Annotated in this window: 22 protein-coding genes; 3 read left to right on the top strand and 19 right to left on the bottom strand. The window is 50.3% G+C overall.

Features of this window, described 5'->3' with window-relative positions:
- Positions 1-2: 2 nt before the first annotated feature.
- Positions 3-1,262, top strand: coding sequence for a DUF1302 family protein (locus SPIBUDDY_RS04130; protein ID WP_013606503.1), 1,260 nt, complete (start codon positions 3-5; stop codon positions 1,260-1,262).
- A gap of 82 nt (positions 1,263-1,344) precedes the next feature.
- On the opposite strand, the gene hcp is transcribed toward SPIBUDDY_RS04130, so the two are convergent.
- The gene (gene hcp / locus SPIBUDDY_RS04125) at positions 1,345-2,979 is read right to left on the bottom strand and encodes a hydroxylamine reductase (RefSeq protein ID WP_013606502.1); all 1,635 of its coding nucleotides are present in this window, start codon (positions 2,977-2,979) and stop codon (positions 1,345-1,347) included.
- A gap of 26 nt (positions 2,980-3,005) precedes the next feature.
- Positions 3,006-3,329, bottom strand: a complete 324-nt coding sequence (locus SPIBUDDY_RS04120) for a cupin domain-containing protein (RefSeq protein ID WP_013606501.1) — start codon at positions 3,327-3,329, stop codon at positions 3,006-3,008.
- 168 nt (positions 3,330-3,497) lie between these two features.
- Between SPIBUDDY_RS04120 and SPIBUDDY_RS04115 the strand changes: the two genes are divergently transcribed.
- Positions 3,498-4,073: a manganese efflux pump MntP gene (locus SPIBUDDY_RS04115; RefSeq protein ID WP_013606500.1), complete on the top strand. Its 576-nt coding sequence runs from the start codon at positions 3,498-3,500 to the stop codon at positions 4,071-4,073.
- Here the strand turns inward: SPIBUDDY_RS04115 and SPIBUDDY_RS04110 are convergent.
- Positions 4,070-5,368 (bottom strand): MFS transporter, encoded by a 1,299-nt coding sequence (locus SPIBUDDY_RS04110; protein WP_013606499.1) that lies wholly within the window; start codon positions 5,366-5,368, stop codon positions 4,070-4,072. The genes SPIBUDDY_RS04115 and SPIBUDDY_RS04110 overlap by 4 nt on opposite strands.
- Positions 5,369-5,482: 114 nt before the next feature.
- Between SPIBUDDY_RS04110 and SPIBUDDY_RS04105 the strand changes: the two genes are divergently transcribed.
- Positions 5,483-6,574, top strand: coding sequence for a KamA family radical SAM protein (locus SPIBUDDY_RS04105; protein WP_013606498.1), 1,092 nt, complete (start codon positions 5,483-5,485; stop codon positions 6,572-6,574).
- Here SPIBUDDY_RS04105 and SPIBUDDY_RS04100 read toward each other — a convergent pair.
- From SPIBUDDY_RS04100 to SPIBUDDY_RS04025, 16 genes are all read right to left on the bottom strand, one after another.
- Entirely contained in the window at positions 6,540-7,733 is a 1,194-nt protein-coding gene (locus SPIBUDDY_RS04100) for a hypothetical protein (protein WP_013606497.1), read from the bottom strand. The genes SPIBUDDY_RS04105 and SPIBUDDY_RS04100 overlap by 35 nt on opposite strands.
- Before the next feature lie 25 nt (positions 7,734-7,758).
- Positions 7,759-8,367: a dephospho-CoA kinase gene (coaE, locus tag SPIBUDDY_RS04095; protein ID WP_013606496.1), complete on the bottom strand. Its 609-nt coding sequence runs from the start codon at positions 8,365-8,367 to the stop codon at positions 7,759-7,761.
- On the bottom strand, positions 8,367-11,213 hold the full coding sequence (gene polA / locus SPIBUDDY_RS04090; RefSeq protein WP_013606495.1) for a DNA polymerase I: 2,847 nt from the start codon (positions 11,211-11,213) through the stop codon (positions 8,367-8,369). The genes coaE and polA overlap by 1 nt, the downstream gene beginning before the upstream one ends.
- Positions 11,214-11,215: 2 nt before the next feature.
- Positions 11,216-11,989 carry an MBL fold metallo-hydrolase gene (locus SPIBUDDY_RS04085; protein WP_013606494.1) on the bottom strand — a complete coding sequence of 258 codons (774 nt, stop codon included), beginning with the start codon at positions 11,987-11,989 and terminating at the stop codon, positions 11,216-11,218.
- Positions 11,986-12,312 (bottom strand): hypothetical protein, encoded by a 327-nt coding sequence (locus SPIBUDDY_RS04080; protein WP_013606493.1) that lies wholly within the window; start codon positions 12,310-12,312, stop codon positions 11,986-11,988. The genes SPIBUDDY_RS04085 and SPIBUDDY_RS04080 overlap by 4 nt, the downstream gene beginning before the upstream one ends.
- Before the next feature lie 96 nt (positions 12,313-12,408).
- Entirely contained in the window at positions 12,409-13,044 is a 636-nt protein-coding gene (locus SPIBUDDY_RS04075) for a hypothetical protein (RefSeq protein ID WP_155816050.1), read from the bottom strand.
- Positions 13,045-13,098: 54 nt separating this feature from the next.
- Positions 13,099-13,719 carry a hypothetical protein gene (locus SPIBUDDY_RS04070; RefSeq protein WP_013606491.1) on the bottom strand — a complete coding sequence of 207 codons (621 nt, stop codon included), beginning with the start codon at positions 13,717-13,719 and terminating at the stop codon, positions 13,099-13,101.
- A gap of 102 nt (positions 13,720-13,821) precedes the next feature.
- The gene (locus tag SPIBUDDY_RS04065; protein ID WP_013606490.1) at positions 13,822-15,729 is read right to left on the bottom strand and encodes an NAD(+) synthase; all 1,908 of its coding nucleotides are present in this window, start codon (positions 15,727-15,729) and stop codon (positions 13,822-13,824) included.
- A gap of 2 nt (positions 15,730-15,731) precedes the next feature.
- Positions 15,732-16,883 carry a class I SAM-dependent RNA methyltransferase gene (locus SPIBUDDY_RS04060; RefSeq protein WP_013606489.1) on the bottom strand — a complete coding sequence of 384 codons (1,152 nt, stop codon included), beginning with the start codon at positions 16,881-16,883 and terminating at the stop codon, positions 15,732-15,734.
- A complete protein-coding gene (locus SPIBUDDY_RS04055; RefSeq protein WP_013606488.1) occupies positions 16,867-18,612 on the bottom strand; it encodes a M3 family oligoendopeptidase in 1,746 nt (581 codons plus the stop codon). Before SPIBUDDY_RS04055 ends, SPIBUDDY_RS04060 begins: the two co-directional genes overlap by 17 nt.
- 12 nt (positions 18,613-18,624) lie before the next feature.
- Complete coding sequence (locus SPIBUDDY_RS04050) at positions 18,625-19,980, bottom strand: sigma-54-dependent transcriptional regulator (protein ID WP_013606487.1); 1,356 nt, start codon at positions 19,978-19,980, stop codon at positions 18,625-18,627.
- A complete protein-coding gene (locus tag SPIBUDDY_RS04045) occupies positions 19,977-21,305 on the bottom strand; it encodes a sensor histidine kinase (RefSeq protein ID WP_155816049.1) in 1,329 nt (442 codons plus the stop codon). The genes SPIBUDDY_RS04050 and SPIBUDDY_RS04045 overlap by 4 nt, the downstream gene beginning before the upstream one ends.
- A 20-nt stretch (positions 21,306-21,325) precedes the next feature.
- Positions 21,326-22,507 (bottom strand): ABC transporter permease, encoded by a 1,182-nt coding sequence (locus SPIBUDDY_RS04040; RefSeq protein WP_013606485.1) that lies wholly within the window; start codon positions 22,505-22,507, stop codon positions 21,326-21,328.
- 1 nt (position 22,508) lies between these two features.
- Positions 22,509-23,183, bottom strand: coding sequence for an ABC transporter ATP-binding protein (locus tag SPIBUDDY_RS04035; RefSeq protein WP_013606484.1), 675 nt, complete (start codon positions 23,181-23,183; stop codon positions 22,509-22,511).
- Position 23,184: 1 nt separating this feature from the next.
- Positions 23,185-24,306: an efflux RND transporter periplasmic adaptor subunit gene (locus SPIBUDDY_RS04030; RefSeq protein ID WP_013606483.1), complete on the bottom strand. Its 1,122-nt coding sequence runs from the start codon at positions 24,304-24,306 to the stop codon at positions 23,185-23,187.
- A 15-nt stretch (positions 24,307-24,321) separates the two neighbouring features.
- Positions 24,322-25,740, bottom strand: a complete 1,419-nt coding sequence (locus SPIBUDDY_RS04025) for a hypothetical protein (RefSeq protein WP_013606482.1) — start codon at positions 25,738-25,740, stop codon at positions 24,322-24,324.
- Positions 25,741-25,789: the final 49 nt, after the last annotated feature.

The following is a 25,789-nucleotide window of genomic DNA, read 5'->3' as shown; positions in this document are numbered from 1 at the left end:
TCATGAGAAACAAACAAAAAATACTCATCGCCTATCTGTTGCTTATCCTGGCCAGCCTCTCTGCCCTCGTTGCTGACGGTACATTCAGCGGGATGCTTCGTGACTATGCTGTAGTGCGCTTGGAGAACATGGATATGCCGGTTCATGAACAAACGGTGAACATAGTGTATGAACACACTTCTGATCTGGGTCGGCTGACGCTCCACCCGGTGTTGTACAGTAATCCCAACAAAGCCCTGCAATTTGATTTGTCGGAGGCCTATTTTGATTTCTATCTGGATTCAGCGGATGTACGAATTGGCAAGCAGAAAATAATCTGGGGAGAGGCTGAAGGTGCGTTTATCACCGATGTGGTAAGCCCGAGGGACATGCGGTCCTTTATTCTTGCCGACTTCAGTGAAATTCGTAAGGCTGTGCCTGCCATCAAGGTGGACTACTATGCCGGGTCGTACACGATGCAAGGTATCTGGGTTACCCACTTCATCCCGACATCCCTTCCATCGTCTGACTCCATGTGGGCGCAATCACCTTCCTTTCCCTTCCCTCCTTCAATCACCTCCACAACAATCTTCGAGCCCACCATGCCGGTTGCAAGCTTCGAAAACAGTGAGATATTCCTATCCTTCGGCCATTTCGGCAATGCTGTCAACTGGAAACTCAATACAGGGTATGTGTTCACTGATGAGCCGTTGGTGCAATCGGTAACAGCTCCCACCCCTTCTACTCGAGAGATTTCCCAAAGCTATGAGCGTTACGGTTTTGTAGGCGGCAGCTTCAATACTACCGTAGCAAGCATAGTGCTACGAGGCGAGGGAGCCTTGGCACTGGATAAACCAATAAACAGTCTTGATACATCCCAAAACCCTCCCATTACGATTGAGAGACATTCCCAACTACAAGGTTTGGTCGGACTTGACTGGAATATGTTGGGAGCCCAATGGTCAAGCCAGTACCTGATGGTATATACCCACGACCATACCGATACGCTGGTTTCCCAGATGAAACCAGTCAAGGAGTTTGCTCATACGTTCACCTTCAGGGTGCAGGACACATTTTTCGATGAGCAGTTGACCGTACGACTATTCGCCTACCTTGAAACCGAACCGCTCAATGGCCTCCTGCGTCCGTCGGTCTCGTACAACTTTGGGAATGGGGTACTTCTGGAAGGAGGGTTCGATGTATTCTTGGGTGACAAGGAGGGAACGTTCGGGACCTATGGTCCCAACTCCTTGGCCTGGGCCGCATTGCGGTGGTATTTCTAGCAAAAGCTAGATACACAAGGTATGTATCGAAAAAGGGAGCTCCCACACAACGGGAGCTCCCTTCTCAAATTAGACCAAACGATTAGCCGATCAAGGCTTTCAGGTCGTCCTCAACAGAAGAGATGCCGGCAATGCCGAAGTTCTCAACCAGTACGTTTGCTACATTCGGTGAGAGGAATGCAGGCAATGTGGGTCCGAGATGAATATTCTTCACTCCGAGGTACAGCAGTGCAAGCAAGACGATAACAGCTTTCTGCTCATACCAGGCAATATTGTAGGCGATCGGCAGATCGTTGATGTCGTCCAAGCCGAAAACTTCCTTCAGTTTCAAGGCGATGAGGGCCAAGGAATACGAGTCATTGCACTGACCGGCGTCGAGCACGCGGGGAATACCACCGATGTCACCGAGGTTGAGCTTGATGTACTTGTACTTGGCACAACCTGCAGTCAGAATCACGGTATCCTTGGGCAGGGCCTTCGCAAACTCAGTATAGTAGTCACGGCTCTTGGATCGGCCGTCACAGCCACCCATGACCACGAACTTCTTAATGGCTCCGCTCTTCACAGCGTCGACAACCTTGTCGGCAAGGGCGAAAACCTGCTCGTGGGCGAAACCACCCACCAGTTCACCATCCTCGATTTGGGTCGGGGGCGGACAGGTCTTTGCAAGGGCGATAATCTCACTGAAATCCTTGTACTCACCGATGCTGCCGCTGATATGCTTGCAGCCCGGGAACCCCGTTGCACCGGTGGTGAACAAGCGTGCCTTGTACGATGCAGCCGGAGGAACGATACAGTTGGTGGTCATCAGGATGGGACCATTGAACGATTCAAATTCCTTCTTCTGCATCCACCAGGCGTTGCCGTAGTTGCCATAGAAGTTGGGGTACTTCTTGAATGCGGGATAGTAGTGGGCGGGAAGCATCTCAGAGTGGGTATAGACATCAACACCGCTTCCTTGAGTCTGCTCGAGCAACATCTCCAGGTCGCGAAGGTCGTGACCGCTGATCAGGATGCCCGGGTTCTTGCCGACGCCGAGTTTTACTCTAGTAATCTCAGGATTACCGTATGCACCGGTATTGGCACCATCCAGCAGAGCCATGCCTGCAACACCCCACTTACCGGTCTCCAGGGTAAGGGCTACCAATTCATCGACGGTCTTCTTTGCAAGAAGGTCGGAGAGAGCGCTCTGGATGAATGCATCCAGTTCTTCATTTTCCTTGATCAGGTTGTTGGCATGCTTGGTATAAGCGCATACACCCTTCAAGCCGGTCATGATCAGTTCCTTGAGACTGCGCACATCCTCATTGGTCTCGACAAGAACACCGACCGTCTTGGCAAGTTCTGCATAGGTGGTAGTATCAACGTTGTTGAAACGTGCAGCTTCGCTGAGGTTCTTCGTATCCGAAAGGGAAGCAAGCAACTTCTCCTTTGCAGCAATGGTAAGCAGAATGCGTTCAACTACCTTATCATCATCAAAGTTCGCATTGGTTATTGTCTGGAAGAGATTGTACGTAACGATGTGATTGACATCCTTGTCCACGGGCTTGCCTTCGGAGCGCAGTCTAGTGGTAACCTGACTGAGGCCTTTGGTAACCCAGAGCATAAGGTCCATCAAATTCGAAGTGGCTGGCTGCTTGCCACAGACGCCGACTTGTGTACACCCAAAATTGCGGGCAGCTTCCTGACACTGAAAACAGAACATCTTATTGTCCATTCGTTCTTTCTCCTTACGTACTATTCTTAAAAACTGACTACCAGAAACATCTTGAAACGCTCTGGTGCATATACGGAATGTGCTACATTGCTGGGCATGAGAATCGATTCTCCGGCACCTAAGCTAAACTTGCGGCCGTCAATCGTCACTTCTCCTACTCCATCCAAGGCGATGACCAACGCATCCCCGCCACTTGCGTGGGTGCTGATCTCCTCCCCTTTCTCGAAGGCAAACAAAGTAAGGCTGTGATGCTTGTCCTGTGCGAACGTCTTGCTGACCACCTGGCCTTCTTGATAGTGGACCAGATCGGCAAACATTTGCACTTCGGACGCTTTGAAATTCTTGAACATGGATTTCTTACTCCTTCTTGTTTGGAACACCCGTACTGTAAGGCATTATTCTCGATGGGTATGTTGTATTTCCAACACTACGACTTTTTTATCTTTTGTTCCCTGAATCTTGTCCTAGTCCGCTAAACCTCCTATACTCAGCCCTATGAATTGCGGGGGAAATCAGGTTTGGGAGTCTTAGAACTACTGTTGATCGCTTGCGGCCTTGCCATGGATGCCTTTGCTGTATCCTTATGCAAAGGCCTAAGAATGAGGCGGATCAACTACGGACAAGCCGTAATTATCGCCCTCTTCTTTGGCTTCTTCCAAGCCGTGATGCCTCTTTTGGGATGGACGCTGGGCATCCAATTTGAACACTATATTACCAGTGTCGACCATTGGATAACCTTCATCCTGCTTTCTATCATCGGCTCGAAAATGCTGTACGATTCCCTTACTGAAGATCCTACCTGCCCGGTTCAAACGGTCGATCGACTCGATATGAAGGAGCTGCTGTTACTCGCCATTGCCACCAGCATCGATGCACTGGCGGTAGGGATAACGCTGGCGTTCCTCAACACCGATATCCTTTTCTCAGTAACGCTGATCGGGATCGTCACCTTTCTGCTCTCCTTGCTCGCGGTGGCAATCGGAAACAGGTTCGGCAACCGCCTGCAAAGCAAAGCAGGTATTGCAGGCGGTGTGGTGCTCATCCTCATCGGTTTGAAGATTCTGCTGGAGCACCTGGGTATTATCGCTTTCTAGTTCTGCCCTTCATCATCCTGCGGTTCCCCACGCGTTACCTTTCCCATCAAGAAGAAAGCAATCAGCATGGAGACTGAACCGTAGAGGAAAATTGCCCTGAACCCAAAGAAATCAATGAACGCTCCGGTGATCGGAGGAGAAATGATCGAAGCAAGCTGGCTGAAGAAGTAGTACAGTCCCGTGTAAATACCGACGGTTTGGTAGGTTGACATCTGCCAAAGCATGGGGAAGCTGTTGGTCACTACCGATACCCAGAAAATGCCGAAGCAGAACAGCAAAGCCCAGAAGGTATATTGGCGCAGCGCTGCACTGAGGTGCGAAGTAAGCGGGTCATGGAAGAAAATTCCCGCCAGGAGTACCACCAAAACGGCAAGGGAGATGCGAATGGTTTTCTTTCGTCCGATGCGATGGGCTACGATTCCCGAAGGAATGGCAAAGATTGCATAGGCAATGCCGACCATACCGGCAGCCAGGCTTGCTGTGCCGCTGCTGGTCTGAAGAATATCCTTTGAGTACAGGCCGACGAACGGCAATATCCCCTGATACCCGATAAACCAGAAAAGCAAGGAGAATAGGATGAAGAGCGCACTCTTATCCTGCTCGCCGAAGATCACCTTCAGGGAAGCAAGAATCGGCTCCTTCTTCTCACTTGCTCCATGCTCGATCGCCTTCTTCTCTTTCACAAAGAAGAAAAGCAGAATGACTGCAAATACAACCAACACCGAAGAGATGGGGAACGCAAGGATTTCCTTGGTTGGACCGTACCCGGGCAGATTGATCGGGATGTCCATCAGACGGGCAAGCCCCACGGTACCCACAATGGTAGCGATGCCACCCATGGTATTGATCACCCCGTTTGCTTCACTGCGAAGGTTTCCAGGAATCATATCGGGCATCAGGGCGACGACGGGGCCCCTGACTGCCTGTTTGAACAGGTTGAGCACAAAGACCAACAGGATAAGCAACCACAGGCTCGTGAGAGCCGAGAAAGGAATAAGGCCGAATGCTACGGCGGTTACCGGCAGGCAAATGACGATGAACGGCATTCTCCGACCGATTCTTGTATGCGTCCGATCGCTGATGGCGCTGAATACGGGAATCAGAAAAATGGCCAGCATATTGTCAAAGGTCATGATGGAGCCGATCAAAGCTTTGGATTCAACGAATCGTGCCAAAAAAATCGGCACGTACGTGTCATACAAAGGGTCCATAAGTCCCATGGTGAAGAATCCAAGCCCGATAAGGAAGGTGGTCAGATAATACCCCTTCAGACCCTTTTTTTGCTGTTTGGCCATACAACTACTCCTTTGTACGTGCAGTTGGTCTTAGTGTACCATGAAACCGAGACAATGCGATAAGGATTGCACCATGTACTGGACGAAATTCAGACTTTAGGGTACACAATCCTCATGCTTACACAACAACAATCAACCATCATCACATCCAAAGAAACGCTGGGCCAATACCTTGCGCTCGCCGAGGATGAATGGTTGTTTGACGCGGATCTTACAAACACCCTACCCTTGAAAATTCCCATGTACTTTCTGAATCTCATCGATCCGAACGACCCCGACGATCCCATACGCCGTCAAGTTGTTCCGAGGTGGCAGGAACAGCGGATTCTTGATGAGGAGCAACTCGACCCGTTATGCGAGGTCAACTACAGCGTCACCGAGCGCCTCATACACCGCTATCAGAGCAGAGTCGCCTTTTTGACCACTGATGTCTGCCCCCTCTATTGCCGACACTGTTTCCGAAGGCGCTTTACAGGAACCTTCCAAGGACCTGCTTCCAAGGAACAGATTGAGAAAGCGGCAGAATATGTTGCCGTGCATCCAGCAGTCAAAGAAATCCTGTTCACCGGCGGTGATGTATTCACCCTATCCACCAAAGCCCTCGAAGCGATGATACAAACATTTCGGGACAAGCGGCCGGATTTGGTAATCCGCCTTTGCTCCAGAATGCCTGCCTCCTATCCTATGCGCATCGATGCCGACTTGATCGCCATGCTCAAGCAATTCAACACCGCACCTTTTTATCTGATGACCCAATTCAACCACCGACGGGAGTTGACGGAGCAAGCAATTCAAGCGGTACGTATGTTTGTGGATGCAGGTATTCCGGCCATGAACCAAACCGTTCTTCTTAAAGGGGTGAATGACGACGTCTGTGTCCTCGAAGAACTCTGCAATACCTTGGTATTCAACCGCATCAAGCCGTATTATCTTTTCCAGGGCGATCTGGTATCGGGAACTGCACACTTTCGCGTACCACTCAAAGAGGGCTTGGCGATCGAGGCGGAGCTCAGAAAGCGCCTCAGCGGCCTGGCCATGCCGCTGTATGCCATCGACTTGCCCCAAGGAGGAGGAAAGGTACCCTTGATGCAAGGATACCTTTCTGAACAGTCCGGCTGCGGGCTTTGGTCCTTCAGGACCGTAGAGGGGGAGATTCGGACGTATCCCGACGTCAGGGAGCAATCCGCTTCAGGACGTCCTCAATAGCCTTGGTCCTTATTTCCTGACGTTTGAGTTCGTATTCCTCAGGCTCCAAGAAAACCACGGTTGTCTTTTCCTCAAAGGTCGGAACGGTGATAACCGGTTGACCTTGTTTGGGAACCGGAGGAGCCTCCACTTTGACAACCGGCTGGATAGTCTTGGGAACCATTGGAGCAAGGGGTGATGTGGGTTCGGCTACCGGCAGAGCGGTAACTGCGACAGGCTCTGTCTTTGGCTGGACAACCATGGGCTGAGCCGGGACTGCTACAGGTTCAACAGGTTCTGCTTGTATCACAGAAGGTTGGGCTACAACTACTTCTATAGGCATAGGTTCAGGTTCAGCAACCACTTTCACCGATGGACTACTTACGGTGGGAGCAGCCGGAACCCGAACCAAGGGCATGGCTGAGACATAGGCATCTACTTCCGTCTTGACAGTCTCTTCAATACCATCAAGCAACTGTGGCACCAAATCTAGAACAATCTGATCCCGATATGAGTCGTAAAGAGCGAGCAAATCTGCTTCCTGCAAGGAAGGAGTTAGGCTCTCCCGCATTATTGCCAGATAGCTGTCCTTGTTTGCTTCCAACTGGGCGACGACCTGCTCGACCACCTGAGGAATCTTGGCATCGACGAGTTGCGGCAACAGGCCCAGCAATTCAGCCTTGTTAGTACCAAGTTGTTGGGATACATCGGATTGGATTTTAGACCCATAGGCAATCGCTTCTGTTTGCAAACGATCATTGAGAGCCTGCAATTCAGACATCGTTGCGCTTTGCATTTCCAGACGGAAAGAGGAGAGTGAAGCTTCAAGCTGTGTTTGCAGACTAGCAGTAAGCAAACCTTCCACTGACTTTGACAATTGATCGACCAAAGCTTGGTCGGACAGGAGCTGGGAACGAATGGAAGCAGTCAAGGAACCTTCGAGTTCCTGCTTGAGGGTGGGAAGCAGTTCCTTAGCCAACGCTTGGGTGTTAGAAACCTCTTGCACAGCAGGCTTCTTAACGGGAGGCTGGACTTCCATCAAGGGTACGGTCTGGCGCTGCCTAGCTTGTTCCAGGATTTCATTGGGTACACCGGGACGCATGAACCACAGTCCTAAGAATACAAACAATGTCACCACAACCGTGATGACCAGTACATTGATCCGAACCGCTTTACTCATTTCAAACCCTCATATTGCCACGATTTCACCCCAATGATGAAATCGATAACCCTATCGTAGCACAATAGGTTGCGACTTGTCGATGAATTACCGTCCGTGAGCGGTTATTGTGCAGTACCTTCACCGGCTTTTTCTTGGCCATAGCAACTACTTCTATGTCCTTTTGGGCACGGTCGCGCGCAAGAAATCGCTTCCAAGAAAGTCGCTCCCGTTTTTTGGCACGAAGATACCGGACCAAAAAGGGAGCTTGTATGAACACGATATGATCGCAAAGCGCATCCAAGCCCATTCGGGTCAGAAGCGCTGCATTTAGAATAATGGCCGCCTTGCCTTGCAATCTCGCCTCTTGTATCAAACGCTTACAGGACTCAATCATCCTTGGATGGGTAATTCCTTCCAGAAGTGTAAGTTTTTGGGGGTCTGAGAACACCAAGGAACCCAGCTTTTTTCGGTCGATGGATTGTTCGGTCAGAATACCAGTTCCAAAGGTTTCGACAAGCTCTGCCTTGCTTTCTGTGAGCACAGCATGGCCTAAGGTATCAACATCCACCACAGGATACCCAAACGATGCGAAAACCGAGGCATAGACGTTCTTTCCCGCACAGGCTTTCCCTGTGATTCCAATTACCAACATCAGTGGATATCTCCCCAGTTGCTGCCTACCTCAATGCTCGTACGCAGAGGAACACTGAGTTTGACTGCATGTTCCAAAGCCTCTTTGACAACGGCTTTCGTTTCTTCAATTTCCGCTTCTGGAACCTCAAAGATAAGTTCATCATGAATCTGCAACAACAACCGTGCTCCCAGCTTTTTCTGCTTCAGCAGGGAATCAACACGAAGCATGGCAAGCTTCACAATATCGGCTGCACTTCCTTGGATGACGGTATTGACAGCAATGCGTTCGGCTTTAGCCCGTTCAACGGCACTTCGGCTGTTGATCTCAGTGATGGTCCTCACATGACCGAGCAATGTCGAAACCGAGCCGACTTGCTGGGACATAGTCTTGGTCGCTTCCACAAACGAACGTACGGAGCTGTACCGCTCAAAGTACTGGTCGATGAACTGTTTCGCCTCGGAGTGGGGAATTTTCAGGTCCATCGCCAGACTATGGGTTCCCATGCCGTACATAACCCCGAAATTGATTGTCTTGGCGATTCTGCGTTGCACGGGGGTGACCTGATCAAGAGGAACATCGAAAATGAGGCTGGCAGTGGAGCTGTGTACATCGATACCGGCGGCGAATGCTCCTTTCAGGCCTGGGTCATCGGCCATATGGGCCAGAACAACCAACTCAATCTGGGAGTAGTCGGCAGAGAGGAACACATGTCCCGCCTGCGGTACGAAGGCGGAGCGAATACGCCTACCCTCCTCGGTTCGTACCGGAATATTCTGCAAGTTGGGATCCTTACAGGAAAGCCTTCCTGTTTCTGTGCCGGTCTGGGCAAAAGAAGGATGAATCCGATGTGTCTTCTCATTGATTTGCAGCGGCAGCTTGTCTATATAGGTAGTCTTGAGCTTGTTCAGCGTCCGGTACTGCAGGATGAGCTCAACCTCGGGATAGTCATCCCTCAGGGGTTCCAGTACATCGGTGGAGGTGGAAAACCCGGAACGGGTCTTTGCCCCGGTGGGGATGTTCCGCTCTACGAAGAGCACCTCCTGCAACTGCTGAGGCGAATTAAGGTTGAAAGCGTGACCGCAGATGGCGAAAATCTGGTTTCTTATTGCGTCTATACGCCCTTCGAACTCCGCCGATAGCGGCTCGATGAGCTTGCGTTCCAAATAAATTCCTGCAAGTTCCATGTTCGCGATGATTACAAGCAGAGGCATTTCTACCTCATCAAGCAACGAACGGAGATTACGGGCACCAAGCAATTCGGAAAAGAGCTTGTAAAGCCGGAAGGTAACGTCAGCATCCTCGGCTCCGTAGAAGACAGCCTGCTCGAGGGGAATGTCGGATAACAGTTTGTCCTTGGGCACGATGTCCGTGTAGTGTACGGTCTTGTAATCCAAGTACTTCTCAGCGAGATAGTCCATGTTGAAAACCGAAGTACTGTCCAGAAGCCAGGCCGCCACCATGGTATCGAAATAGATATTCTTTGGCATGATTCCCCATTGGCGAAGCACCTTGTAGTCGTACTTGATATTCTGCCCAACCAATGAAAGTCTGCCTGAGCCAAGATATTCCTCGAGCAGGGAACGCACCTGTTCTCTGTCTACAAGCTCCTTAGTCTCATGCACAAGCGGTACATAGTAGGATTTGCCTTCCTCCCAGCAGAAAGAGAACCCGATCACCTGTGCAAGCATTTCATCCAAACCGGTGGTCTCAAGGTCGAAAGCCATGACACCCCCCGCCTTGATCGCCTGCTCAAACAGGTTCTTAATCTGCGTTACATCGGTTACAGCTTCGTAAACAGCCTGTTTGGTCTCGCTCTTGGCTTCAACCTTTGCGGGAATCGGCGAGGAGGACTCACCAGAGGAAACCCTTCCAAGCTCCTTGATGATGCTGCGCATTCCTATCTCCTGAAACAAAGGAATTGCCGCATCGTAGTCCACATCGCTTACCAGGTATTGTTCGGTATCGAAGGTGTCGACGGTGAACAAATCCCTTTTCAACTCAACAAGACGCTTGCTCAACTTTGCGTTTTCCACACCTTCTGCAAGTTTTTTCTGCAGCCCCGGTGCCACGAGCTTGAGGTTGGAATAGATACCCTCCAACGAGCCGAACTGTTGCAACAGCTTTGCCGCACCCTTCTCACCAATTCCCTTCACACCGGGCACATTGTCCGAAGAGTCTCCAAGCAAGGATAGATAATCAACAATCTGAGACGGCTTTATCCCGTACTCCTCCTCAACTTCCTTACATCCCATGAGGCGATAAAACTTCTCATTCTTCTTTGCCGGGCGAAGGGCAAAGGTATGTTCATCAACCAGCTGCAGAAGATCCTTGTCTCCGGTGAACATGATGGTGTCTATCTGATGGCGGGTAGCCTCCTCACTGAGGGTTGCAATGATATCGTCGGCCTCGAAGCCCGGCATGGCTATGGTGGGAACCTTCAAGGCTGTCAGAATGTTCTGGATAAGAGGGACCTGTGTGTGCAGTTCCTCAGGGGCTGCATCACGATTGGCCTTATATGGTTCATACATGGTATGGCGGAATGTCGGACCCATGCTGTCCAGCGCGACTACCAAGTAGTCGGGATTATTCTCGCGGATCAACTTGAGCAAGGTGGAAAAGAATCCATAGACAGCCGATACATTATTGCCTTGGGTATCACGGATGGGGTTGGCGAAAAAGCCGAAAAACGAACGATAGATCAAGCTATAGCCGTCAATGATGTATAGCTTTTTCTGGCTGCTGAGTTTCGTGGGAGGGACGACCTTCGGTTCCTGCGGTTTGGGAGGTACGGACAATACCCGATCCTTGGCTTCGGAGGCAAGTTTCTCCTGGTCAAAATCCTGATTTGAAAACAATTCATCCATAGTTAGTTCCCTACTGCTATATGTAGCATATCATAGGCTACCAGATACCCTGGTGGCAGCTCACTAGACAGAGTCATATGACTCAGACCATGACTTAAATGGGTGAAATACACCCGCTTGGCTCCAACCTTGCGTGCAAAGGCAGTTGCTTCAAACACACTGTAATGGGTGGGATGGGGCCAATACCGCAAGGCTCCTACAACCAAGGTGTCCAATCCCTCGAAATACGGGAGACTTTGTATAGGAACCTCACTGCAGTCGGTGGCATAGGCAAACGAGCCTATACGAAAGGCAAATATTTCCCGCTTCCCATGCAGGATGGGGATGGGAAGAACAGTGCATGAACCGATTTGGACCGGCTCATACGCTTTGAGAATCTTCAATTCCAAATGGGGGATTCCTCCGGCAATGTCTTCTCCATGGAGTACATAACTGAATCGGCTTTGGATAGCTTGGGCTACATCCTCCTTGCAGTATACCGGCAGGCATCGATCCTTGCAGAATACCCTGAGGTCATCGATGCCGTTGAAATGATCGGCGTGGTCATGGGTGTAAAGCACTGCATCCAGGCCCTTGATGCCGGCTCTCAAGGCCTGCAACCTAAACTCTGGCGAAGTGTCCACCAGAATGGTGCTTTCGTCCTGATGAAGCAAAATACTGGCACGGTAGCGTGAGTCGCGGGGATCGGTAGAGGTGCAAACCGGGCAGGAACAACCAATGACAGGGATGCCATGGCTGGTTCCGGTACCGAGAAAGGTAACTTCCAATTGGCTCATTTTGCCATATCCGCTACGTTCTTCACTGCATCCTCAAGAGACTGCTGTCCCTGTTTTGCTGCATCCTTGAGCCGCTGCTGCACTTCAGGACTGGAAAGAAGCGTCTGAAGCCTATCAAAGGCTTCCTGGGTAAACTCAGGATTAACCTTCACCGACTCCAAAGCCGTAAGGACCTGGGCGTTCACTGAACCTTTACGCAAAGCAAAACTCACCCCGAGAAATTGCATGCTCATACTGGGAATAAAGAAGTACATAATAAAAAACGAGAGTATTGCAACTGCAATGGATGACAGGAATGCATGAAAGAAACCTTTCTTGGCCATGTTCGACTCCTCTAGGCAAATGTACCATACTTGCGCAATGGCGAAAAGCAACTCAGGCCCGGATTTCTCCGGGCCTGAGGGAATTGTCATGAAAGTTTAGAAAAGGGAGAAGAGAAGTGATACACCAAACTTGCCGCCATTGGTATCGGACTTGAACAGCTTGTCCACTTCCTGATAGTTCTTGAAGGTATACTGGGTGTCGAGGGTGTAGTTCAAACCGAGCATGAGACTGCCAAGGTTGAAATCGACCGTTGCACGATAGGCAACCGGGGAGTTGATGAATGTTTCACCAAAATTTTCCCATGAAGTAACACCAGTACCGGTATCGTCAAGAATCTGGGCTTCCCCATTCTCGTCAATCAATACCTGATAGCGGGGTCCCATGCCAAAACCAAGGCGGGCAAAGCCGAGCAGATCCAAGGAGATGCCGGCAGTGGTCAAAGCGGAAATCTCGGTGTAGGTATCGCTGCCAACCACTCTTTCTCCAAAAGTCCCGACTACGTCCACTTCTGCAATGAGCAGCTTGACGCGTACATCGGCACCGATGGTGTAGTTTTTGAAATCCCCAAGCTTGTCACCCATTACGTCCGCATCAATGTCATCCTGAATTTCTCCGAGAGTCCTATTGTATTGGGCGGTAGCTCCAAGACTCAAATCAACAATTGCAGCACTCAGGGCTGCAGGTAGCAAAACACACACAACAAGTAACGTTACCAAGAATTTTCTCTTCATATTGTACCCCTTTTTTGCCAGTTTTCCTGTCATATTCGCGATTATGCTCTAAATCTAGAACATTTTTAATGCCAACGCAAGGGAGAGAGTCCCCTTTTCAATATCAAAAGCCCCCCACCATGCATCGTGGGTGAGCACAGAACCCAAGGTAGTCTTGCTTTCCATCAAGTACCTCAGTTTAATTCCAATAGGACCAATTTCGGTTCCCAATCCTGCTTGCAGGTATACGGGACTGTCCCATACAGCTTCACTAAACGTTTTATCCTCTGCATCAGCCATGTTCCCACCAGGGAGCGCATAGTAGGCTTTGGAGTCGGAATCGTTGGAAGGAATGTAGGTAACCCCCACTCCGCCACCCAACTCAAGAGCGATCAAGGAGCCAACAACCGGCAGGCTCAACGAGCCCATTCCAATCATTAAAACGCCCGTTTCACGTTCACCGCACTCAATCGGAAATATCATTGCCTGAGCCTGGAGAAACGCCAATCTGGCGCTGAGTTCTCCACCAAACAACCAATTGTCCGGATTCTGCATTCCCAAAGAAAACTCTGTTGTTTCATCGGGTGAATAGGCAGCTCCGAATCCAAGGCTTACATTCAACAAGCTCCTCGCGCCAACAGCGGCAGGCAGCAACAGACATAGGATGACCAGTAAGATCAGAGACTTGTTTCGCATGTAGTGTAATTACTCCTCATCTCTATAACAGCGCCGGGAGAGATGTTACTACAAATGAGGTGTAAATTTTTTGTTGAATTCTCGTACGACTTTGCTATGACTTCACAATAGATCAAGTTCTTGCTTCCAAAGAGCATATGAAGCATCGCTGGGCATACGCCAATCCCCTCGGGGAGAGAGGGAAAGAGAACCGATCTTTGGTCCGTCCGGCATGCACGAACGCTTGAACTGCTGATTGAAAAATCGTCTATAGAATGTTTTGAGCCAAACCAGAATAAAAGAGTCCTCATACTCCTCGGCAAAGGCAATACAGGCCAAGCGATAGACTTTAGACGGCCCAAAGCCCCATCGGACTATCTGGTAGAGGAAGAAATCATGCAACTCATAGGGTCCGACAATATCTTCGGTAACCTGCTTAATCGTTCCATCGCTGTTGGCTGGCAGCAATTCAGGGCTTACCGGAGTTGCAACAACATCGAGCAACACCTTCTTCAGGGTTTGCTCGCTTTTTGAAGCTACATGCTTGACGAGGTGGCGGACCAACGTTTTGGGAACGGAGGCGTTCACCCCGTACATTGACATGTGATCGCCATTATAGGTCGCCCATCCCAAGGCAAGCTCGGAAAGGTCGCCGGTTCCCACCACCAAGGCATTGAGCTTGTTGGCTAAGTCCATCAATACTTGGGTCCGCTCTCGTGCTTGACTGTTTTCATAGGTGACATCCAACACAGCTGAATCATGGCCGATGTCCTTGAAGTGTTGCCCGACCGCCTTGGCAATCGAGATGGTTCGCAGTGCAACACCCAGTGCATTGGCAAGCTTGACCGCATTGCCTTTGGTACGTTTGGTTGTTCCGAACCCGGGCATGGTCACGGCTGTAATGTTTGAGCGATCCAAACCCAACAGGTCGAAAGCCCTGACACAGACCAATAAAGCCAAGGTCGAATCAAGACCACCGGAAAGCCCCACCACTACCGATTGAATATGGGTCTGTTCCAACCGCTGTTTCAGGCCGAGGGCCTGCAGCATGAGAATCTTCTCACAGCGCTCGCTGCGATTTGCTTCATCAGAGGGAACAAAGGGAGCCTTGTCGATAGGACGGGTCAGATCACAAGCGGCTACCTTCCACGAGAAGGAAATCGTTTGGTAAGCCTTTCGATCCGGTTTGAAGGTCTGCATCCTGATGCGTTCCAAGGCAAGCTTTTGCACATCGATTTCCGTACTTACAAGCGTATCGGAAATACCAAACGCAGAAGCAAGCGGCAAGCCGTTCTCATAGATAAGGTTGTGAGGGGTGAACACCAAATCCGTTGAGGATTCTCCTTGACCTGCATCGCTGTATACATACGCACATACAAGTTTCGCACTCTGCATGGCAATCAGATTGCGGCGATACTCCTCTTTGCCTACCAGCTCATCGCTTGCCGAGCAGTTGGTAATGACCGTAGCACCGGCTAGTGCATGCCCAATACTGGGCGAATTGGGAACCCACAAATCCTCACAAATTTCGCAAGCCAAAATAAATTCACGGATTTCTTTGTTTTGGAAAAGCAAACGGGTACCAAACCACGTAGACTGCCCAAGAAGGGTAATTTCGCGATTTGCATCCTCTGGTGTGCAGAACCACCGCTTCTCATAGAATTCCTGATAATTGGGCAGATGTTGCTTGGGTACAATCCCCAGAATTACACCGCTGTGAACAACGACTGCGCAGTTGTAGAGATTTCCCTCCACAACCAAAAGAGAACCGAATACCAAGAGGACATCCAACTTTTTACTCTCGTTGACAATTGCCTCTATTGCTTCAAGACAGCCCTCTTGCAAGGTTTTCTGCAGGAATAGGTCTGCACAAGTATAAGCGCTGGTAACCAATTCGGGAAGAACAAGCAGGCGCACCTGCTTCTGCTGTGCCTGGTGCATGAGCTGTATCACCGATTGGGTATTGAAATGGCAATCGGCAATTTTGACACGAGCGGAGGCAACAGCACACTTGATAAACCCGTCTTTCATTCTCAGTTCTCCCTGCGGTCGAGGACTACCACCACCTCATGGTGGAAGGTTTGGGGGTAGAGGTCAAACATCTTGACCGTAGTGGTAGTGTAGCCCTCAGAGGCAAACCGTTGCAAGTCTCGAGCCAGCGTAACACTGTTGCAGGACACATAGATGACCCGTTTCGGAGCCCAGGACGCAATCAGGGACGGGACTGTTTCTTCCAATCCGGTACGAGGAGGATCCACAACAACGGTATCCACCGCAATGGCCTGTCGCTTTGCCCACAATTCTACTGCATCGGTGAAAAACTCACACCCCGTAAGGTGTTTCTTTGCCAGTGCAATGCACTGTTTCTGCTTTTCTACTGCAATGAGGCGTCTGAGCGGCTGTGCAAGAAAAGCGCTGAACGTTCCCACTCCGCTATACAGATCCATGACAGTCTGACCTATGGCTTGGCTTGCTACATAGTCACCGAGGGAGGCTGTGAGAAAGTGATTCGACTGGAAGAACACCTCACTGGTCACAAAGAAACGCTTGCTTCCCACCGTGATGGATATTTCCTTGTCCAAGAGGGAAATCTCGTCCTCGGAGGCGAAGGCAGGAACTTCCAGGTAATCGGTTTTGCCCCCGTGGTTTGCAAACATCAGCCTTCGAGCTGCTTCAAACAAGGGTTTGGGATCTGAAAGCAAGGCATTGAGCCGCCCGGTAAGGATGGGACAGCTTTCGATGCGCACCAGATCTGAGGACTTTCGACGTAGAAACCCAACGGTTTTATGAGTCAGATCCACATGAAAGCGTACCCGGTTTCGGTAGTTCCAAGCGGGTCCGGTCACACTAGGTTCAACGGAAAAGGCATCCCTTTGCAGACCGCCCAATCGACTCAGATTGTCCAAAACGATTGCTTCCTTGCAAGCAGCCTGATAGGGGGCATCGGCATATTGGAAGTCACAGCCGCCGCAGACACCCCAGTATGGACAAGGTGGCTGGATGCGATGCTCGCTTGCCTTAAGCAGTGAATCGACAGTGGCAATATTGTAACCGCCCTTCTTCTGGACAATGGAGGCCTCGACCTCTTCTCCCGGCAGCGTCTCAGCGACAAAAACCTTCTTGCCATCATCCCCGATGGCAAGACCTTCTCCACCGCTGATTAGTTTTTCAATGCACAGGTGCATCACACAACTCTCCAATATAGGAAGCGATTACGTCCATTCCTTGCTGCCAGAATTTCCGGTCGGCAAGGTCGATATCCATCAAGGAGGCTACTTCCCGTGCGCTAAGGCTGCCGGTGGCCGAGAGCAGTGTCTTGTACTGTTCAGGGAACGAGGAGCCGGCATGCCTGCTCTTTTCGTATAAACCCAAGGCAAAAAGCTGTCCAAAAGCATACGGATAGTTGTAGAAGGAGAAATCGGATGAGTAGTAGTGGCCTTTTGCAGCCCACATGTACGGATGGTACTCGACCAAGCCGTCGCCGTAGGTCTTCTTCTGTGCCTCTTCCATGATCGAGCAGAGCTCACCGGCAGACAAGTCACCCTCATTGCGTCTGGTAAAAACCTCAGATTCAAAATAATATCGGCTCAGGATATCGACGCAAACCTGTGTTGCATCTTGCACAAACTGTTCCACCAGTGCCAATCTCTGGTCTGCCGTACTGTTCGCAAGGGCACCCTGGAACACGAGGAATTCACTGAAAATGGAAGCTGTCTCGGCCAAGGTCATGGGATAGGTTCTCAGCAAATTGCTTTTCGGCAATACGATTGAGTCATGCCATGCATGGCCGAGTTCATGAGCAAGCGTCGAGACTCCGCTATAGGTATAGTCAAAGTTTGAGAGTATCCGACTTTGCTTGGCCAAGGGGAACGAAGTATCGTACGCTCCCCCAACCTTCCCATTTCTGCTTTCGGCGTCTATCCAACGCGCCTTGAAGGCATGGTCGGCAAAATCTCCCATTTCTTTTGAGAACACGGAGAATTGTTTGACGATGAACTCTTGTGCCTCTTCATACGTAAAGTGACTACCCTTTTTTCCCACCGGAGCAAACAAGTCATAAAACGCACAGCCGGTAAGACCAAGCAATTCTGCTTTCTTTTTCAGGTACTTGCGAAAGAGAGGAAGACTAGCCTCCAACGTGGCGATCAAGGCATCGAGTATAGGCCTGTCTATGCGTGACTGGAATAAGGAACGATCGAGAGGGGAAGTAAAAAGACGCATCTTATCCAGCGTCAATGTCGTTCCTTTCACCCCGTTCAGCGCTGCTGCAAACGGCACTTCATAGGCCTTCCATAGTGCCAGTTCCTTTTCAAAGGCCCGTTTCCGGATTGAGCGGTCGGCATTGGTAGCCTCACTACGGAGTTGGACCACAGTCTTAATCGTCTTTTCATCCCATTGGGTATGGATACTCGAACCCATGGCTTCCTGCTGCCGGGAGAACGCATCTGTTCCCGAGCGAGCAAGGTCGCTGGCCAAATCTTCGAGTTCAGGGGGCATTTGGTGCTTTTGATCTTCCAAGAGCTCATGCAAAGGAAAGCGGTAGGCTTCAAGGTCTCCACCTTCACGCGTTCGCAGCTCAACTTCTTCCCGTTTCTTGGCTAAGTAATTGAGAAAGAGCACCTCCAAATGCTGAACAACCAGGGAGACCTCTTCCACTTGGCTCATTGCCTTGAGATACAATGGATTGGATGTATCGGTGGTCAGACAGGCAGAACTGTAGGCATGCAGGTTTTCCATATAATCGAGCACGAGCTCGTAGTGCTGGATGCATTGCTTCAGGTCGCTTCCAACAACTTGCAGGTTAACTTCCAAGGCTTTTGACTCGGTTGCAACGGTTTCAAGGTCACACGAAAACTCCTTGCTGTCACAGCTAGGATAAATGGGAGTCAGGTCCCATGCAGGTAACGTTGTCATTCCATGCTCCTTCTAGAGATTCAGATCATATTCAGCGATTTTGTTGATGAGGGTACGCCGACTGATGCCCAATTCCTCGGCAGCCCGGGTACGGTTTCCCTCCCAACGGTGCAGGGCCCGGATGATGGCATCAATCTCCACATCTTTCAAGCTCTTTGCCTCGGCATCGGAAATCTTCGGCTCATCCTTTGACAGGGTATGCAACGAGACGGACCCGCGCAAATCGAGGTCATCGCTTTGAATTTCATCACCACTGGTGAAAATAACCGCCCGTTCCAAAATATTCTCAAGTTCCCGTACGTTGCCGTAGAACTCATGACTGCATAGCAGGGCCAAGGCGTCTGCTGAGAATCCGGTAACCTTGTGTCCCATCTGTCGATTGAACCGCTTAAGGATTCCGGCAGCCAACAAAGGAATATCTTCCCTGCGTTCACGCAGCGGGGGAATGACGATGCGTACCACATTGAGGCGGTAGAACAGGTCCTCACGGAAAATTCCTTCGCGCACGCGCTGTTCCAAATCCTTGTTCGTTGCAGCAATGATGCGGGCATTGATCGGCATGGCTGCCGTACCGCCGAGTCTGGTAATTTTTCGATCCTGCAGCACGCGTAGGATCTTCACCTGCAACGAAAGCGGCATATCGCCAATCTCATCGAGAAAAAGAGTTCCTCCGCTGGCCAGCTCAAACATACCGGTTTTGCGTGAGACCGCCCCCGTAAAAGCCCCTTTCTCATAGCCAAAGAGCTCACTTTCGAGCAGGTTCTCAGGAACCCCGCCAATATTGATGGCAACAAAAGGACCTTCCTTCACGGGACTTGAGGCATGGATCTCACGAGCTACCACCTCTTTTCCGGTTCCACTTTCCCCGGTGATGAGAACGGTGGAATTGGTATCGGAAATCTTGTTGATAACATCCTTGATACGCTTGATCGAAGCACTCTCACCGACAAAAATCTGCTTGTCTTCTTCGCTGTTGTTCCGTGTTTCACTCTCCACCAAGTTACGCAGGTGCTGGGCCTCCACCAGTTTCTTAAGACGGATGACCAACTCCTCAGGATCGAAAGGCTTCACAATGTAATCTTGTGCACCCTCTTTCAGAGCAGAGACTGCATCGCTGATCTCTCCATGGGCGCTGATCATAATAATCGGCATGCGAAAGCCTTCGCTGCGAACCCAGCTGATCAGTGAAAGACCATCCATGCCGGGCATTTTCAAATCAACAAGGCATGCATCGTAAGCAACCTCTGAGAGCATACGCTGAGCGGACAGGCCATTCTCGGCACAGTCGCTGTCAATGCCGTCCAGACTCAGATAGCGATGCATAAGGTCGCGGATATTTGGTTCATCATCGACGATCAGTATCTTCATTTCTCTTCCTCTTCGACCAATTTCACCGGATGGATGGACTGTGGAAGAATTACCTCAGCCACCGTCCCTCCTCCTTCACGAGCATACAAACGAATATTGCCGCCCCGGGCTTTTACAAATTGACGGCTTATGGAAAGGCCAATGCCCGAACCATGAATTTTCGTTGTAAAGAAGGGATCAAAAATCTTCTTTGCATCGCCGAGACGGATACCCTCCCCCCTGTCCATGACAAAAACATGCACAAAGTTTTTCTTATCGGTAGTGATTCGTACTTCCACCTCGGGATCCCGCTCTGTGCTGCTCTCCACAGCATTCTTGAGCAAGTTTTCAAAAATGGAACGAGCACGGTCTCCATCTATCACAATCTGTACGCGTTGCGTGCTGATAAAACGAATCGGTTTGTCAAAGCACTTGATCAGAGCGGTAAACAACTCCGTAAGGTCTACCGCTACCGGGGTTCCCAGCGGATTGCGCAAAAAATCACTGACCTTGTTGGTGAGCTGCGTGAGGCGATTCACTTCCTGTTCGATAAGCACCAGGTCACTGGTATACTGCTTGGGAAGGGTCTTCTTCAGCAAGGCAAGCTGGATGGTGATGGCACTGAGTGGATTCTTGATCTCATGTGTCAACGTTCTGGCAGCCTGCCCCAGGTTGACCAGACTTTCCTGCTTGGCCAAGGCTTCCCGGTACCTGCGGTTGTTTCGATAGATGCTGAGCACCAGCAGAAACAAGCTGATGAGGGTGAAGGTGGAAATAATGCCGATGACCAGTATCACCACGAGCCGATGGTGATACCGCTGTCCATCGAAATGAAGGTACAATACATCAGGAAAATCTATGGGGGTGGGCAAGAGTCCGCTTTCAGTAAGCGTTAATTCACCGGTGTCGAGCAGGATTGTCAAACGACTGAAACGAATATACTCGATCATCCCGGTTTCACGATTGTAGGTTGCAATGCCTGTATTGGGATTGCTCTTGGTCAGGGCATCGAGTGACGTTGAGAAACGGTCGAGGGGTATGGTCATCGGGACATTGCCTAGGCTGAGAACCTTGCGGCCCATTGAGCTGTAGACGCCGATGCCTGAAATATTCTCATCCTGCATGGTTTTAAGCGCTTTGGTGGTACTATCCTGCAACGCAAGAAATACTGAATTGAAGGCGCGTTCAGCCTCGCTCTGCATTCTCAGCTGCTCGCGCTCCAGAATGGCAGTGGTCAAGAAAATTACGAGTGCAATAAGTACGATAAAAGCGAATGCAAGACTGGTTATGACGATGAAAGGTTCCTTTGCATCGCCGATCATCCATCGAGTTCGTTTAGCGTTCAACCGAATATCCCCCGCGCATCCTATTCATAATTGAGGGCATCGATCGGGTCAAGCCGGGAGGCTTTCATCGCTGGATACCACCCGAAAAAGACACCGACAAACATAGAAAAGCCCATTGCAAGTATGAACGAGGCGTAGGATAAATGCAACGACCAATCCATGAGGTTGGTAACCGCAAAGCTGAGCAGCGAGCCCAATGCAACACCAAGCAAACCACCGAGAATGGTCAAGGTAAGCGCTTCAACAATAAACTGGCCCCGAATAACATTCGGACTGGCTCCCATAGCCTTGCGGATGCCGATTTCCTTGGTGCGTTCCGCCACGGAGACAAGCATGATATTCATAATACCGATACCTCCAACCAAGAGGCTGATCGCGGCAATGGCAGCCAGGAATGCACTGAAGGTTCCCGTAATCTGATTGGCCATTTCAGCAAGCGAGGCCGGACTGAAGAGGTTGTACCCATCGGTTCCGACTATATCGTCCAGATATGCCGTAACCCTGTCGGAAACCTCGATGGTGTCATAGCCATCCGTTACCTTGATTACATACGCTCCTACCCCGCTGGTTCGCGAGAATCGCTGACCATAGGTGTTGTAGGGAATGAATACAGTATTGTCATACGAGAGATTGAAGGTTGCATCCTTGGCTTCAAGCACCCCGACAACCAAATAACTTTTAGCCTGGTTTCGGAATAGACTCACATACTGGCCTACAGCCGCTTGATCGGGAAACAGCGTTTCTGCCACTGTCGATCCCAATACCACAACCTGACGGCGGTTGATGTTATCCAAAGCACTGAAGAACGAGCCGTCGGCGTATTCGAGTTTCAGTACCGTTCCATAGTCGGAAAGAACACCGGCAACCGAAGCACTCATGGACTCCTGCCCATAACGGACTTGTGCATTGCTATTGTTCTGGGGCAGGACAGTCTGAATTCCCTCAATATCCCGAATGAGCATATCAGAAAACTCTTCGGTGAAGGTGCCGGTAGTACGTTGACCATAGGAGGGATAGACGGTAATCATGTCCAAACCACCGACGGCAATACTTTCGGTAATACTCTGGGAGGCACTTTGACCGATGGTAAGGATGGCAACCACCGAGGCGACACCTATGACAATGCCCAACAAGGAGAGAGCGGTGCGCATCTTGCTTCCGCGCATTGCACTAAAGGCTAGTTTTATGTTTTCAAACAGCATATCACTCCTCCAACTTTCCGTCTCTGATACGGATCTGTCGATGGCAGCGCATGCCTAGTTCACGATCGTGGGTGACAAATATGACGGTCCGGCCCTCGCTGTTCAGTTCCTCAAAAAGTTCCATAATCTGGTTTCCTGTCTTACTGTCCAAAGCACCGGTCGGTTCATCAGCCAAAAGGATGGTAGGGTCATTCACCAAAGCCCGGGCAATGGCAACCCGCTGTTTCTGGCCACCGGAGAGTTCATTCGGCCGATGGTACAGCCGGTCAGTCAAGCCAACCCGCTCCAGGGCCTGTATAGCCTTTGCTTTGCGTTCATGTACTGAAAGCCCTGCATAGAGCAACGGTACAATGACATTATCCAACGCGGTGAGTTTTCCCAATAAATTGAATTGCTGGAAAATAAACCCAACCTTTCGATTCCTGATGTAGGCAAGCTCGGTTTCGTTAAGTCCAGCGGTGTTTTCTCCATCGATGTCGATCAAACCACTGGTGGGGGTGTCCAGACATCCGATGAGATTCATCATCGTCGATTTGCCGCTTCCCGAAGGACCCATGATCGAGGTGAACTCCCCCCGCTTGATGTCAACAGTCACGCCATCGAGAGCTTTGACTACAAAATCCCCCATGACATAGTACCGTCTGACATCCGCCAGCCGTATTACACTCTCAGCCATATTAGAATACCCTCATGCCGGGACCACCGCCGGCACCACCACTCATGGCAGCGAAGGCACCTGCAGTAGTGTCGGTACGTCTGATGACAACGGTATCACCTACCTTCAAGTCCCCACTGAGCAGCTGGCTGATGCCTTCACCCAAATATTTGACGGCCACGGTAACTTTGACAGTGCTTCCATCTGCAAGCTTCTTTGTTACCGAACTGCTGCCTCGGGAAGTAGTCACCGCACTTTGGGGAAGCAGAACCAGCTTTGTCTCACCTTCGCTGGTGATCGAGCCTTCGAATGTATACCCTGGGGCGATGGAGGTGGGGGGATCGGAGATGGTAAGCTCTACATCCATGACCCCGATGCCTTGGTTGGTGTAACGGCCGAGCATGGGAATATACGTTAACTCCCCTTCCAGGGAGGAGTCGGGATAAGAGTCGAAATACAAGGTGGCTTTCTGCCCGAGCTTGACATATTGCATGTCGATCTCATCGATTTCCACGGTTGCCTTCAGCCTGGAGCGGTCGATGATTGTCATTGCGGAGGAACCTGCGTCAAAGTAATCGCCCACACTCACATTCACCTCAGCGACCACTCCGTCGAAGTTGGCAATAGCTTTGGTGTAGTCGAGACGGTTCATCGCCGACTTAAGCCGAAGCTCAGTCAATTCCAGCTCTCGTTCACTACCGGTAAGTTGGATGCGTTCCAATTCAGCCTGCAAATTGGCAACTTCATACAGCTGGCTGGTGTTGTCCAGAGCAATAAGCACATCACCTTTCTTAACTTGATCGCCTTCCTTCACGAAGACGTCAGTCACAGCCCCGGCTGCACGGAGGATGACCTTCTGGATTTCGATCGGTTCCACATACCCTGACAAGTCGATGGTTGTGGAAAATACATTTTCATATACTTTGGCTTCCACTTCCTTCACAGAGGATACCTGCTCTTTCACTTCGGCCCAAGGGAATCGGTTGTTCTCCTTGTAGAAGGTATACACATAGAGACCGAACACGATGAGAGCAAGAATAACAAAGGTGGTAATGAGGCGCTTGGTGCGCTGACGGCGAAGCTTTTTGCGTAGTTGGTTTCTTACTTGGTGTTCGGTGTTGAGTTCGTTCGGAATATCGTTCATGGAATCAATTCTCCCTTAGATTTGCAATGCGCGGATTTGGTTTTGAAGCTTCAGTCCATCCAGCAAGGTAGTCGATAGCGTATAGGTATCGATTTCAACAGCAAATGCTGCGTCATCGACGTCCGCCTTGGTAGCAAGTCCCTTTTCAAACAGGGTTTGCTGTTGTTTCAACAGTGCCAGATTATACTCCATCGACTGGCTCTGCAAGGCATAGGTCATGTTCCATCCTGCAATATTGCTCTCCAATGTTGCAGCACTCTGCAAATAGTCATTCAATGCTGTTTGGTAGGCAAGCTCGGCAATGAGGACTTCATTTTCCAATTTCTGCAACGTCAAGGAATCGGTGGCGAGCGTAGTATTGTTGTTCCAGGAGCCGGAGAGTGACAAGGAAGGGGAAAAGCCATTGGTTGAATAGTTGTAGGTTCCCTGCAATCCTGCCTTTGCTGAGAAATTATTTGCCTTGAGGGTAGCCGAAGCGGAGGCTGTAAGCTTTTCTGCCGCAGTCGACGAGTTCTGGGTGGATATTCCACCATTCAACACTACTTGCTTATTGGTAAATTCAGCCTTCTTCAGGGCAAGATCTTCCTTTGCCAAATCCAAATCAAGGGCTTTCAGTGAAACATTGCTGTTTCCCATGGGGTTGGAAGCAAAGGTGAGATCGGGTTCCCCGATTTCCTCAACACCCTCCCAAGCCAAGCCCGAAAGCAGGGTGAATTGCTTCTTTAGCAGCTCCCTGGTCGACTGAAGGTTGTTCAGGGTTGCCTCTTTCAACGTAATCGCCTGCTCCTGTGCCTGATAGACAAGACTCTCCTGACGAATCAACTTCAACGAAAGATTCTGCTCCAAACTTGTTTTCAAATCGGCCAAATCTTTCTCAGTCTGCTTGATCGACTTCTCATTCTCCAACAAGGAATCGATCTGAGTGTACAGATTTGTCGTAAAGGTCAACTTGTTTGATTCATAGGAGCTGAGAGCCAACACCTCGGTCTGCCGATTGAGCAGACTCTTCCTGTTGTCGGCAGTATAGCCATAGGTAAGGGTATGACTGGCAGATACCGATGGAGAAATTGAGTAATACGAATACGGTGCATCAATGCCGATAGCTCCCGATGAGACATTGATGGTTGTATTGCCGTCATTAGGGAGCGAAAATGCAGCATTCAAGCCTGTTGTATTGAAGATATAGGAACTCGTGGCATCACTATACGTGGCGGTTACTTCCCCACTGCTTAGTGCAATTCCCAGCTCATCCTCGACTTGGTTGAGCCCTACGGTAAGCAAGGCCTTCTGCTTGGAGTATTCCAAGTTCTGCATGCTGGTGCTCTTTGCCAAAGCTTGCGCCAGTAAGTCCTCAAGAGGAAGAGCCATTAAAGGTATAGTTGTGGACAGCACCAAGCAAAGGACTGCCAAACGTCTATGATTGTGCATATGCATCTCGATACGCTCCTCAAAATATCCGAATAACTACCCTACTATCGTATAT

Source organism: Sphaerochaeta globosa str. Buddy (genome assembly GCF_000190435.1).
GTDB lineage: Bacteria > Spirochaetota > Spirochaetia > Sphaerochaetales > Sphaerochaetaceae > Sphaerochaeta > Sphaerochaeta globosa.
This window is presented reverse-complemented; position numbering and strand designations above follow the sequence as displayed.